This window comes from Maribacter aquimarinus (assembly GCF_047345505.1).
Lineage (GTDB): Bacteria > Bacteroidota > Bacteroidia > Flavobacteriales > Flavobacteriaceae > Maribacter.
Map to the genome: position 1 here is coordinate 26,970 of NZ_JBLFEO010000024.1, position 12,725 is coordinate 39,694.

The window sequence follows — 12,725 nt, forward strand, 5'->3', positions numbered from 1 at the left end:
ACTAACATAAAACAATGACCCTGATGAAAAAAGTTTTGAAAGTATTGGGATTGTTTGCCCTCTTGGCCATAATGGCGATGGCTACCCTATTCATTTACAATTGGCGCGATCGCCATCCTGATTATGCCATTGATTTAAAACGGGTGAATCCCGACCAAATGCCAATCCAAGCCGGTTTTGCCAAAAAAGCCATTACCCCAACCATTGTGGACACTTGGAACGATGCCAACGGGGACAATAAGTACAACGAAGGCGATGGGGACACATACAATGACAATAATGACAATGGAGAATTCGATGCCTTTTGGATCGCCGGAATGAGCAATGCCAAACCTGCGCAGGGAGTACATGACGATGTTTGGTCAAGGGTCATGGTGCTGGACGATGGCAAAAGCAGAATTGCGATGATTTCAATGGACGCCATTGGTTTCTTGCACGGCGATGTGATCGATGTCAGAAACCGTATTCCCGAAGAGCTCGGCATTGACTACACCCTCATCTCTGCCACCCATACCCATGAAAGCAATGATCTCGTTGGCATTTGGGGCAAAAATATGTTCACCTCAGGAGTGAACCCTGATTTGATGGAATATGTTAAGGCCCAAACCGTGGCTGCGGTCATTGAAGCCGCCAAAAACCTACGTCCCGCAAAATTGGTCTTTGCAGAAGACCGCTCAGGAAAAGATGCCCCCCTGATGAAGGATACCCGAAAACCCATTGTAAAAGCCACCGGTATTCACTTGATGCAGGTTTTGGATGCCGAAAACCATACCACCCTGGGCACCTTGATCAATTGGTCCAACCACCCGGAGACCCTATGGAGCCAAAATCTACTGATCAGTTCCGATTTTCCACATTTTGTGAGGGAAGCCGTTGAAAATGGCATTTATAGCGGTACAACAAAAATGGAGGACGGTTTGGGTGGCATTGCAATTTACTTTTCAGGGGCCCTTGGTGGACTAATGGCCCCACACCCCACCATTTCCATCCCAGATCCATACACTGGCATTGAGTATTCCGAGCCGAGCTTTGAGAAAGCCAAGGCCCTGGGGGACCAAATCGCACTGATGTCATTGAAAGCCCTAAAAAAGCATGGGGACACCCTGAGCACCTCGAATATTTCGGTCCGTGCAAAAACGGTTTTTCCGGAACTGGACAATACAAAGTTTATAATTGCAAGTGGCATTGGATTGATCAAACTAGGGGTCCCCGAATACTTTAAAACGCGGACGGAGATAGCTGCCATTAGAATTGGTCCGGCACTTTTTTTGAGTATTCCAGGAGAAATCTATCCTGAGATCATCTTCGGTGGGGTTGAGGCACCAGAGGGCAGGGAATTTGATATTGGCCCCGTGGAAGTCCCCCCAATTGAAACCCTTATAAAAGATAGGTATACATTCTATCTGGGCCTTTCCAACGATGGTATTGGTTATATAATTCCCAAAAGTGAATGGGATACGGGCAAGCCCTATTTGTACAATGACGAAAGGGACACCTATGGGGAAGAGAACTCGCTGGGGCCCGAAACGGGACCCTTTATTTACCGTGCACTCGTTTACGTCATAGAAGATTTGGAATGAGCCTGTGCCCAGGAGAGGCCTCCTTGGAAGTTTTAGGAAGACCTGCAACCCATTAATTTGTCTTAAATGCCTTATAAGTTGACCAAAACTTATTTAAACGTAAAGATACGATTCAAAGTAATCGGGACCATCCAGACCATGCTGTTCTGTGCTGTATTGGCCACAGTCCTTTCGTGCCAAAGTGAATTGAAGGAACCACTGAACCTTTCTCAGGCCGGGATGTTGATATCTCCCTCCCTGGATTTAGATTTCCAGGAAACGGTAAAAACCGTCATGGCCCAAGAAATAGAAAAAAGAAGTCTTATAAGACCTCCCGTGACCAAAGATCCCAATTGCCCCACCACAATTGCCTTGGTGCTGAGCGGGGAAGAAGAACTCTATGGCCTAAATGTTCCCCGCAGAAACCAATCTCACCCAGAATACAAAAGGGAAGGATATAGGATTTTTCACGAATCCAAAAACGGTAGGAGTTCCCTTTGGATCATCGCCGCCGATTCCAGGGGCCTCTTGTACGGAATAGGCAAGTTCCTCCGCACGGCCCAAATGAAAGAAGGCCAATTGTCCGTGCCCAGCACCATTGACATTTCCGAAACTCCTGAATACGGCCTTCGAGGACACCAGTTCGGCTACAGGAATACCGCCAATTCTTGGGATGCCTGGACGGTGGCACAGTTTGACCAACACTTTCGTGAGCAAGTTTTGTTCGGCGCCAATAGCTTTGAGAACATTCCCTTTCAGGAACCTGGATCCAGTATACATTTTAAAATCGATCCGCAAGAAATGGAAGTTGCACTCAGTAAAATCTGCGATAAATACCAGGCAGATTATTGGGTATGGACACCTGCCCCAAAAGACCTGACCTCAGAGGGAGCACATGAAAAGGGGCTTGCCGAACAAGAAGCCTTTTATGTCCGATGTCCACGATTGAACGGTGTTTTTGTACCCGGAGGGGATCCTGGCAACAATCATCCTTCCGCATTGATTCCATACTTGGAAGATCTCTCTGCCATTCTTAAGAAACATCATCCAAATGCCGGTATTTGGGTTTCTTTACAGGGTTTCAACCAAGAAAAAACGGATTTTTTCTTTGAGTACCTAGAAAACCACCAACCAAAATGGCTCAGAGGACTGGTAAACGGGCCTAGTAGTCCCCCATTACAGGCAGAAAGGGAAAGGCTTCCCTTAAGGTATGCCTATCGCTTTTATCCAGATATCACCCATACGGTACGTTGCCACTATCCCGTTGCTAACTGGGACCAGGCCTTTGCACTAACCTTGGGCCGCGAGCCCTGCAACCCGCAGCCGAAACACTACGCAAGACTTTTTGAACGGGACGTTAGATTTACCGATGGCTTTATCACCTACTCGGATGGTGTACATGATGATGTGAACAAAATAGTATGGAGCCAGTTGGGTTGGGGATCAAAAAAGAATGTGGCACAAGTTGTTCTGGAATACTGTCGTTTTTTTTTCGGTTCGGAGGTGGCAAAAAAGGCCACACAGGGAATTCTGGCACTCGAGAAAAATTGGGAAGGTCCTTTATTGAACAATCCCGTTGTAAAGGAGACTTTGAATCTTTGGAAAGAACTCGAAGTCGAAAACCCGAATCTTCAATCCAACTGGCGTTGGCAGCAGTTGATGATGCGCGCCTATTATGATGCCTACATCCAGGATCGACTGGCCTACGAGAAAAGACTTGAGGATGAGGCCTATGCCCTACTTAAAACCGCAAGGGACAAAGGCGTGGCAAAGGCCATAAAAGAAGCGTTGGCACATCTTAAAAAAGCAGATTCGGTACCCGTTTCCCGAGATCTCAGAGAAAAGGTATTCGCTTATGCGGAAGCTTTGTTCAATACGGTGGGAGCCCAAACTAGCGTGACAAAATACAATGCGAGTGGAGCCGAAAGGGGCGCGGTACTGGATTTTATAGACCACCCATTGAACAACAGGTGGTGGCTGGAAGACGAGTTAAAAAAAATTGAAGAATTGAAAACCAAGGATGAACAATTGAAAAGGTTGGAGTTCATTAGCACCTATGAGGATCCCGGCGAGGGCAGTTTCTACGACAACGTTTCCAGCGCCAGTGCCCGGCATGTAACCTCAAAAACCAATGATGCAATAGACTACTTATGGGAAAACAATGGTCTGAGCAGAAAACGTTTATCCACGCAACTCTTTCAGTTCACACCTACCTTGGCCTACCAAAATCTTGATTCTGGCTCTGACTACCTTATTCGCGTTTCCGGATATGGGGAAGCACTGTTGAGAGCGAACGGCAAAAGATTAATTCCCTCCAAATATGAAAAGGGGTTCGAGGAATTTAAAGAATTTCCACTTTCAAAAGAATTGATTCCCAATGGGAAACTAAACATCACCTTTGACACGCCAGATGAGGAACATATGAACTGGCGTGAACAATCCAGGGTAACCGACGCGTGGCTCTTGAAACAATAAAAATGATCAAAAAACTATTTCCGCTGGACGGCATCATCACTGTGCTGAACACCCCCTTTACCAAAGAGGACTTGGTAGACCTGCCCGTCCTAAAAAAACTTGGCCTACCCCATAGAGGCCGGAGTGGTGGGTTTTCTTGTTCCAGCAATGGCAGCAAAAGTTCATAAATTGGAAATTTATGAGCGACTTGGTATGGGTTCCGCTGGGCTTATAGATCACAAAGAGCTATTGCGATTGTATTTGGCCCTTGGATTTAGAAACGTACTCTTTCGTATACCCTATGAAAATGATGCCCAGTTCAAGGCTCATTTTTCAGAACTTGCTAGCACTCGGCCGGAAATGAGCATGCTCCAAGATTGGGATGCTTCCGGTGTTGGGCTGCCCGATGGGCTTATGTGCCATCTCTTTGCTACGTATGCAGCGTTCAGGTGTCTAAAAGTGGAAACGGTACCCGCAGGGGCAAAAAATTCAAGATTGTTGGCCTTGACGGAAGGCAGCATCCATTTAAGCTGAGGCTGGGCGGTGTCCCAAATACTGGAGGGCCAAAAGCAGGAAATGCTCTACATTTACACAAAAGTTTACCGCCTTTTCAGGAACGGGAACAAAGAAGAAGCTGAAAAACCATTCCATAAAATTCTTCCCGTTCGGGCTTTTTCCAACCAACACTTGGATTTTTCCGTCCATTTTTTTAAACGTCTCTTGTTCCAATAAGGAAAATATGGCAAGCCCGAGGTAAGGGAACCCATCATTGAATTTGACAAAGTTCATTAAAAATTGGAAACTCGGTACATTAAAACGGAAATGGCCCTGGAAGAACTACTGGCCAATGAATCCCGGGATCCGGCCAGGCATAATTGAAATTTTTGCCTAATGGGAAGATTGGGGATTTGTACTATTGGCACTACCCTTTGGGCTCACTGATTACCCCCAAGTACCTGCCCATCCAATAGGGCAACAACCAGATATCTCCAGCGGAAAATTCTTGGGTGCCATCACTTCCCATTTTGTCCAGCCGAAACATGTTGGCGTTGTGCCGCTGTACGGGCCTCTCGTCCGGTGGCAAAACCTCTTTGATCGTCTGCTCCCTAAAATTGAGCGTTATGTGCTCAATATCCCTTCTGTGGCTGTTTTTAATGTCCCAAGCCACCATATCCATTGGGTGTTCCCTAAGGTACCATGCCGCTTTATCTAGGTCAAAATCCTGGATGCCCGTGAGGGCTGTCATGATGTTCCAGGCACCGTCCTTTTCAGGACGTTCAATCTCCCAATGATCAATGATGGCTTCCCTATACTTGTCCTTTAATGTATCGTTCAACGCATATCTATAAAGGCCCCAATAGCCCAGGAAATACATTTCATCATCAGAATGGTTCCAAGATTGGGATAACATTTTACTCCAATCATCTGTATTTTCAGGTGCCGAAGAAATCCCGTCCATTGGGCGCATCAGGTTTTCCAGATAGCCGTGGTTATCCATTAGATCGAAGGCTTTTTCCCTATACTTTTCCTTTTGGGTAAAATGATAGGCCGTTTGCAACATCCCTATGATATTTGAGGAATTTAATTTCCGATCCCCCACCATTTCGGGCCTCGCATTCACATATTCGGGATGCCACTTGCCCCAAGTCGTGGGTTTACCGTCAAAGTCCACCAAGTACATATCATTGCGCACAATATGGCCCATTAAGGTATCTATCAAGGTTATTGCCCGATCTTTGAGTTCATTGTCCATCAGTTCGGCCATGACCCCATAGGCAAAAATATGGCCAATAGCCTCGTCACTGCTGGTAGTCGCTTTCCAATCCCATTCGGGATCATCTGAATGTTGCCAGCGTTCTGGATTGTGTAACCGATCAATATAGCCGCTTCTCTCAAAAGAACGTGAGGGAAAACCGGGCACCGGATTAATACTGAACAGACGCTCCATGGCATCCATGGATTCCTTACAGTTCTGCAGGGCATCCTCCGATCCCGTGACGGCATATCTAAAAACTTCCCCTGCCAAATACATGCTGGTCCAAAGACCATCGTTATCAGAGTCGCTAAGCCTTCCAGAATCAAAATCTCCGTCTTCCATATCCACCAAAGTAGCATTGAAACCCAGACGGATATGCCGGTTGCGCACTTGACGATCATAGTACTGGGCCTTATCGAACAGCGTCATTTTCTCGAAGACCAATTGGCCAAGTCCCTCATCGGTCAAAATCAAAACAGAACCATCTGTTCCCTGCGAGATGTGCTTCACCACGTTCCCGGGCAACCAGCGCTTTCCATAGTAATAATCGAACGTACCATCTTTTCGTTGTTTAAAGGCCCCCTCGGTAGATCCGAACCATAGGTGGCCATCAATGGCAGCTACCGCGGTTATTGCCGTGACTGGCAATTTATTGTTCAGGGTACCCACTTGTTTTCCGGTTGAGGCATCAAAGGTTAGGTAGCCCGAGTTGGTTCCAATCACCAATTTGTCGTCGTAACTGGCAAAAGCGGTAAAACCATTTCCCCTTACCATCGTTCTTAATTCCCTTGTGTCAGAATCAAACCGGGCCACGGATTGCTGACCCAAGACCCAAAAAACATTGTCTGGTTTGGCATAAAGAACATCCAATACGGTATCTTTTTCCAATAGGCCCTGCCAAGGTATTTTGCTTTGTGACAAAAATTGCAGTGCATTTCCATCACTGACCATAAACCCAAAATCATCGCCCGCAGCTACAATAAAAGCTTCCGGCAAGTTATGTTCTAAATAGAGGCTACCGGCCCAGGCATTGCTGAGCACCGCTTTGTCATCTACATATACAAACTGATTTTCATAGACCGTCATACCACCCAAGTCCTTGTCTGTGATTGGCCTGTAGGTCTTGTCCTGCACCAATGTGCCCGGATAGAGAAACCGGCCATCGTGCGTTCGCAGAATCCCGTGCGATGAAGCCACCTGGACCACCATATTCCTGTCCATGAAAGCCTTGGAAAGAGCCATACCCTCCTTTTGAATACCATATTTTATGGCATGGTCCTGCAAGTAGGGCACATCTTCGTAAACCGGCAAGGAAATGGTCTGTCCGGTGTTTTCCTTTGGTGTCTGTGAACAGCTCGCAAAAAGCAGGAGCAAGGCAAAAAGGTAATGAATCAATGATCTTTTCATTTTAAAAAGGATTATTGGTTACTGCGGTTTCGGTTTAAAATCACGTCTAAACGAATTAAGCATTTTAAGCCTTGGCAAACTCCCAATATGTTATGCATTTTACATTGAATTTTGACCAAAGTTCCCAAACCCTGCTTACGTGGCAAAAACTGGGATACCATTTAAACTTTGGGCCGTAGTTTTGACAATGGCCTCTCATGGACCAGGCGGTGATGTCGCAAACCTATTAAATTTCGTGTTGTAACGGTTGGCCAAGGAGTTTGCAGATTGCCCGGGCTGGCAAAATTTATGTGCCATTATCAAAATACCATGTAAACTGGTTTATATTACTTAAACAAAGCCGGCACTGCCAAGCTATATTTGCTAAGCTTTGGATTGAAGGTATTTTTTAACTAACGGGAAATTAATGGAATGAAGATGAAAAGCAATAGACAAAAAGGGCGAAGGGAGTTTTTGATCAGATCAGGATTGGGGGCAGCGGCTTTGCCCATTATGCCCTTCTCCTGCCACGAAACCACGCAAGATAAGGTTAAGGAACTGCCCACAGATTCCTTTCAATTTGCCTTTCTGACCGACATCCATATCAAACCTGAGATGAACGCACCCAAAGGATTCCAGATGGCGATCGATACCGTTAACAAATTGAGCCCGGACTTTGTCTTAACGGGCGGGGATCTGGTATATGATGCAATGCGCGGCAATCATTCAAAATGTGAATCGCTTTTTACCTTGTACAAGTCTTTGGCGAAAGGTTTTCAGATGCCTGTTTATAATTGTATAGGCAACCACGATTTGTTCGGTATTTATGAAGAAAGTCCGGAAACGGAAAACCATCCAGATCACAAATATGGTATGTGGGAGCGGCATTTTGGCAAAACCTATTATTCATTTGATCATAAGGGGTGGCATTTCATCACCCTAAACTCCTTGGATGTTACCGAGAAAAAAAGGTACGAAGCGGTCTTTCACCAGCAACAAATGCAATGGTTAAAAGAAGACCTGCGAAAACTGGAAAGGACAACACCCATCGTGGTAACGACACATATACCGATGATATGTACCTATTCCCAATTGAACGGGGGAGACAACACACGAACGGTAAAAAACGCTCCAGAAGCCTTTAAACTATTTGAAGACCATAATTTAAAACTGATACTCCAAGGCCATATCCATTGGAAAGAATACGGCCAGGTCAATGACCGGTTCCATTTTCTTACCGGAGGTTCCATTGCCGGCAATGGGTGGAAAGGAAGAAGACACAATACCAAGGAAGGATTTGTAATGGTGAAGGTGACCGGCACAGAGTTCTCTTGGGAATATATTGATCATGGTTGGGAAGACGAGCGGCTTAAAACAAGTCATCGGAATGGAGCTTGACCCTGATCATGTGCACGGAAACCTACTGCCTAACCGTATTTTCCAATAGGATAACGGACGGACTATCGGTCAACCATCGTTTGCTCAGCCCGGTGGTATCCCCTTTTGCCAAGAACTGGACAAAAGAGCCCAAAGCAAGATCAAGATCACCGTCCCCATCAACATCACCTGCATCCATCACCATCCACCGACCCTTTGCCGCTTCCGGAAAAGAAAAAACCTCGAATGTCATGTTTCCCTGGTTCTCGAGATACACAAAGCTTTCCTCAGGGGCATTCAAATAATCGGGGAAGAATGAAATGCTGGCGATATCCAAATCTCCATCCAAGTCAAAATCTCGCGCCATCGACTTGTATGCGCCATTTTGAGGATAGAAATAGGCCTGCTCAAAATTCAGGTTGCCGTCGTTCAAAAAAATGTAGCTGCCGTGATACGGTTTTAAAATCGGGGTTTTATCCGCATTATCCCCGCAGACATACAGAATATCGTCGTGGCCGTCCTGGTTGAAATCGGCAAGCTCAAAATATTGACTGCCGTTAAGGGGTGAAAAGGTCAGTAAGCGCCTTTCGGTAAAAGTTCCCTTTCCACTGTTCTCAAAGTAAAAGACACCTTCATCGCCCTGGGCCATCAGCGCAAACACATCATTGAATCCATCTTTGTTGTAGTCCTTTATGATGGCCTTTATGGCACCCGGAGTATTTTTGAGCAGGCGCTGCGTAAACTTTCCGTTGCCCAAATTTTGGTACCATGCCAGTTTGCCCGTACGATCGCCAAACTCACAGGCGAGCACGTCATCCAGGCCATCATTGTCAAGGTCTGCAAAAACCATGTCCACCGGCCGTTGTAATTTGGAAATCCAGAGTTTCCCATCCAAACGGTTTGAGGCACTTTCAGCTGCCCTAAATCTATATACGGCACCATGAAAAAAATCATTGGGAAACACATTCTTTCCGATGGTGGTAACAAAGAAGTCGCTGCCTTTGCCCCAATAGTGTATGGGCGTGTCATTAAATCGCAGGCCATAAGCCTTCTCCAGCCCAGGAGTTAAAAAAGTTAGGCTGTTATTGTTGCGTTTACTATCACTGAAAACAATGCCTTGTTGATCGGCCAGGATCTTCACCATTGAGGTAAGCGGGGGGCGGTCCGCAAAAGCTGCTTCGGTGTACTTGAAATGTTTTAGTTCCATTTTAATTTTTATGTTGGATTGGGTGGGCAGTATCTCCTTCGGAGCATTTTGCAGATAGTATGCCACTAGTTTTTCCCAATCTTCCTTGGCCAAAACGGGTTTCTCGGGAAAGATATTTGCCTTTTTTACCACACTGGCATAGCGCAGGGAGCCAGAGATACTATCATACTCACGGCTATCTCGGTATATTCCCAATCTATTGCCCATAGCGGGGAGCACGTCGTTTTCCCAAATGGCCTTTGGCAGTTTCTCTGGTTCAACAAAAAGATGACAACCGCCACAATATAGCTTGGCCATCTGCGCTCCGGACTCATTTGAAGCCACTGGATCGGGTTGCCCGATCTCCATGGTACCATTTTCTTTGCATGAGATCAGCGCAGTACTGATCAATAAAAATTTGAACCACAGTGTCCTATGGTTTAACTGGCATCTTTGAATGCTTGAAACACAATATCCAATCCATTTTTTCATTTAAAGAACTTATACATATCCTAAACTAACAAATTGACAACAGTCCGCGGCACATTTATGAATGAAAATCTTGATTTGACCATTCAATGACCACACCAAACCATTGAAGATATTCTTGCTTCCAAAAAAAAACACCAGTGCAGTCACCATAGTTGGTTGCACATCTTCTTTTTCAGTGCCTAATGAACACTTTCTTAGATGGAGGTTTCGCCCAAGATAAATGGAGATACAAATCGCTGTAAGATGTTAACCCAAGGCGCAAAGGTTACAATTCATTACCCTTGACTCTGTTCCAATCTTTTCAAACCCCTTTCTAGAAACCAAACAGAGCTCCTTGATGCAGTATGAGGTTGTCTCTTGCTTGCTGGAATTTACGGGCACAACCCGCTGCAGTGCTTCGTCCTAATCGTTAGTGATGCCTTTGACCATCCATCATTTGGAAAAATCCCTTCCGTTTCCCTAACGCAGCCAGAACGGATCATCGGTGTTTTCACAGAAGGTTTCCTCTTGGTGCATTTTGGAGATATGGCTCAATTGTTCTTCTGTGGCCCGTTCCTGCAATTCCTTGAAAAGCACGCGTTCCTCAAAACGTATGTGCTGCTCCAGCCGGGTTTCCAAAAGGGCCAGGTCCTTCCCTTTTTTAAAAAGTTCGTGTAGGTTTTGGTGCTGCCCCAGGGCGGTATTCACCAAGGCATGGTCCTTGCCCAAAACCGGAAACACATGTTTTTCCTCCAGCTCAAAATGGGGCACCAAATGGGTTTTATAGAACCAGTCCGCATATTTTCTGATCCTCTCGGGATCCACACCGTTCTTGAACCCCATTCTAATTTTCCAACAAAGGAGCAAGCCGTGATGGTGCTCACGGCTTATTCCCTGAAGGGCCTTGTGCCTTTTTATGGGCTTATGCTGCATGGCTCCCCAACTAAGCGTTCAGCTTTTGCTCCAAAATTTCCGCTTGGGGGAACAGGATGTTGTTTTCCAGATGAATGTGTCTGTGCAGGTCTTCCTCAAACTCCTTCAAAAGGGAGAAGGCCACCCTGTAGGTATTGCAGGCATCGGCGGGAGGATTGTAATCATCGCTGAGCTGGGCAATGATCCTAAACCGCTCCCCCTCGTTCTCATGTTCCTGCATCATTGCGGCAATGGGGTTTTTTACCGTACCAAAGTGCGGGGCCTCCAAGGGCTCGTTTGTTTGTTCGGCCCGCACCATTTTCCGCACCCTGGGAAAGAGCAGCAGCTCTTCCTTTTTCATGTGCATGGCCAGCTCGCCGGCAGAGGCCATAAAATGTTCATAAATGTTTAAAAGCTCCGGGTGGCGCTGTCCGTGGACCTTGCAGAGCTTGGCAAGATATTGCTTTAAAACCGGAATGCGCCCCGCTACATATCTGTGGTGCTTCTTTTCAATATAATCGGCAAGCAGGTCCAAGGGCCAAGATGTAAAATCGGCATTGTCATTATTCTCTTGGGACTGCACCTTCTGGATCTCTCCCAGGAATTTTTCCAAGTCCAGCCCGTGTTTCTCCGTCACTTCTGCCAAGCTCCTATTGCCCTTGCAGCAAAAATCGATCTTGTGGTCCTTGAACACTTGTGCCACCCGGTAATCCTGTGCCACCATTTCGCCAATGGTCATTTCCATGGTATTTTCCATAATCGTTGTCATATAAAGTTAATTTTTGAGGTTGCGGCCATGATCGCCAAGGCCATGAAGTCTGATATGATTTTTAAGGTATGTTCTTTTTTTGTGGGAATGATAAAGGTGTCCCCTTTCTTGAGCGGCACGTTTCCTTCGGGCATGGTCAGCAGCGCTGTGCCCTCCTCCACGATGATCACCGCCTCCGAAGTACCGTGGTGCGGGGGCATTCGCATACCGGCACGCCCGGTGATGGTCATAAGCTTCATCTGTTGTCCCATTTTCAAAGGGTTCAAGGTGGGTGTCTCCAATACGTTCATAGGTTTCTTTCTTTAATCGGACAAAAACATCCTATTTATGTTCAAATTTTTTTATCGCTTTAGATGGGTAAGCCCCGTCTGAAGACCCTCGGTCATTTGGAACAGGCTGGTGCGCTGCAACATCTGGGCCAGGTCATTTCTTATGTCCACAAATTTGTCATGCACCGGGCAGGGCTTGTCCGCATTGCACTCCTTAAGGCCAAGGCCACAACCGGCATAGATCTTTTTCCCGTCAATGGCATTGACGATCTGACTCAGTTTTATGGTGTCCATCCGATCTCTGCCGATCTCAAATCCTCCTTGGGCCCCTTTTGCGGAGGACACAATGTTGTTCTTTGATAGGATTTGCAGGGTCTTGGCCGTAAAGGCTTCGGGCGAGTCTATGGCCGCGGCGATCTCCTTTAGGCTCACCCTTCTCCCCTGTAGGGATTGCGAGGCAATATAGGTTGCCGATCTAATTCCGTATTCACAGGCTTTTGAAAACATGGGCACCTCAATGGATTTGAATGCAAATATAGGACGATATTTTAATTAGGACAAAAATATCCTAATTAAAATTGTCAGC

11 protein-coding genes are annotated in these 12,725 nt (G+C 46.2%); 4 read left to right on the forward strand and 7 right to left on the reverse strand.

What is annotated here, in order from left to right:
* The first annotated feature begins 23 nt into the window (after window positions 1-23).
* The 3 genes from ACKWCC_RS15130 (at window position 24) to ACKWCC_RS15140 (ending at window position 4,547) form a co-directional block, all read left to right on the forward strand.
* Complete coding sequence (locus ACKWCC_RS15130; protein ID WP_413996796.1) at window positions 24-1,580, forward strand: hypothetical protein; 1,557 nt, start codon at window positions 24-26, stop codon at window positions 1,578-1,580.
* 564 nt (window positions 1,581-2,144) lie between these two features.
* A complete protein-coding gene (locus tag ACKWCC_RS15135) occupies window positions 2,145-4,034 on the forward strand; it encodes a hypothetical protein (protein WP_413996797.1) in 1,890 nt (629 codons plus the stop codon).
* Between the two features lie 99 nt (window positions 4,035-4,133).
* Window positions 4,134-4,547, forward strand: a complete 414-nt coding sequence (locus tag ACKWCC_RS15140; protein ID WP_413996798.1) for a hypothetical protein — start codon at window positions 4,134-4,136, stop codon at window positions 4,545-4,547.
* On the opposite strand, the gene ACKWCC_RS15145 is transcribed toward ACKWCC_RS15140, so the two are convergent.
* Window positions 4,539-4,718, reverse strand: coding sequence for a hypothetical protein (locus ACKWCC_RS15145; protein ID WP_413996799.1), 180 nt, complete (start codon window positions 4,716-4,718; stop codon window positions 4,539-4,541). The two genes, ACKWCC_RS15140 and ACKWCC_RS15145, sit on opposite strands and share 9 nt — an antisense overlap.
* Before the next feature lie 217 nt (window positions 4,719-4,935).
* The gene (locus ACKWCC_RS15150) at window positions 4,936-7,176 is read right to left on the reverse strand and encodes a hypothetical protein (protein WP_413996800.1); all 2,241 of its coding nucleotides are present in this window, start codon (window positions 7,174-7,176) and stop codon (window positions 4,936-4,938) included.
* A gap of 417 nt (window positions 7,177-7,593) precedes the next feature.
* On the opposite strand from ACKWCC_RS15150, the gene ACKWCC_RS15155 reads away from it, so the two are divergent.
* The gene (locus ACKWCC_RS15155; protein ID WP_413996801.1) at window positions 7,594-8,553 is read left to right on the forward strand and encodes a metallophosphoesterase family protein; all 960 of its coding nucleotides are present in this window, start codon (window positions 7,594-7,596) and stop codon (window positions 8,551-8,553) included.
* A 22-nt stretch (window positions 8,554-8,575) separates the two neighbouring features.
* Here the strand turns inward: ACKWCC_RS15155 and ACKWCC_RS15160 are convergent, their stop codons facing one another.
* The 5 genes from ACKWCC_RS15160 to ACKWCC_RS15180 all read right to left on the reverse strand — a co-directional run bounded on the left by ACKWCC_RS15160 (window position 8,576) and on the right by ACKWCC_RS15180 (window position 12,646).
* Complete coding sequence (locus tag ACKWCC_RS15160) at window positions 8,576-10,087, reverse strand: FG-GAP repeat domain-containing protein (RefSeq protein ID WP_413996802.1); 1,512 nt, start codon at window positions 10,085-10,087, stop codon at window positions 8,576-8,578.
* Between the two features lie 582 nt (window positions 10,088-10,669).
* The gene (locus ACKWCC_RS15165) at window positions 10,670-11,122 is read right to left on the reverse strand and encodes a hemerythrin domain-containing protein (RefSeq protein WP_413996803.1); all 453 of its coding nucleotides are present in this window, start codon (window positions 11,120-11,122) and stop codon (window positions 10,670-10,672) included.
* 10 nt (window positions 11,123-11,132) lie between these two features.
* On the reverse strand, window positions 11,133-11,870 hold the full coding sequence (gene ric, locus ACKWCC_RS15170; protein WP_413996804.1) for an iron-sulfur cluster repair di-iron protein: 738 nt from the start codon (window positions 11,868-11,870) through the stop codon (window positions 11,133-11,135).
* Complete coding sequence (locus ACKWCC_RS15175; RefSeq protein WP_413996805.1) at window positions 11,867-12,160, reverse strand: cupin domain-containing protein; 294 nt, start codon at window positions 12,158-12,160, stop codon at window positions 11,867-11,869. The genes ric and ACKWCC_RS15175 overlap by 4 nt, the downstream gene beginning before the upstream one ends.
* A 51-nt stretch (window positions 12,161-12,211) precedes the next feature.
* On the reverse strand, window positions 12,212-12,646 hold the full coding sequence (locus ACKWCC_RS15180; protein WP_413996806.1) for an RrF2 family transcriptional regulator: 435 nt from the start codon (window positions 12,644-12,646) through the stop codon (window positions 12,212-12,214).
* Window positions 12,647-12,725 lie beyond the last annotated feature (79 nt).

Bases quoted from the DNA above. Each gene is read 5' to 3' on its own strand.
- ACKWCC_RS15130 (WP_413996796.1), top strand. From the start codon at position 24: ATGAAAAAAGTTTTGAAAGTATTGGGATTGTTTGCCCTCTTGGCCATA.
- ACKWCC_RS15145 (WP_413996799.1), bottom strand. From the start codon at position 4,718: ATGGACGGAAAAATCCAAGTGTTGGTTGGAAAAAGCCCGAACGGGAAG.
- ACKWCC_RS15150 (WP_413996800.1), bottom strand. From the start codon at position 7,176: ATGAAAAGATCATTGATTCATTACCTTTTTGCCTTGCTCCTGCTTTTT.
- ACKWCC_RS15155 (WP_413996801.1), top strand. From the start codon at position 7,594: ATGAAAAGCAATAGACAAAAAGGGCGAAGGGAGTTTTTGATCAGATCA.
- ACKWCC_RS15160 (WP_413996802.1), bottom strand. From the start codon at position 10,087: ATGGAGATCGGGCAACCCGATCCAGTGGCTTCAAATGAGTCCGGAGCG.
- ACKWCC_RS15165 (WP_413996803.1), bottom strand. From the start codon at position 11,122: ATGCAGCATAAGCCCATAAAAAGGCACAAGGCCCTTCAGGGAATAAGC.
- ric (WP_413996804.1), bottom strand. From the start codon at position 11,870: ATGACAACGATTATGGAAAATACCATGGAAATGACCATTGGCGAAATG.
- ACKWCC_RS15175 (WP_413996805.1), bottom strand. From the start codon at position 12,160: ATGAACGTATTGGAGACACCCACCTTGAACCCTTTGAAAATGGGACAA.
- ACKWCC_RS15180 (WP_413996806.1), bottom strand. From the start codon at position 12,646: ATGTTTTCAAAAGCCTGTGAATACGGAATTAGATCGGCAACCTATATT.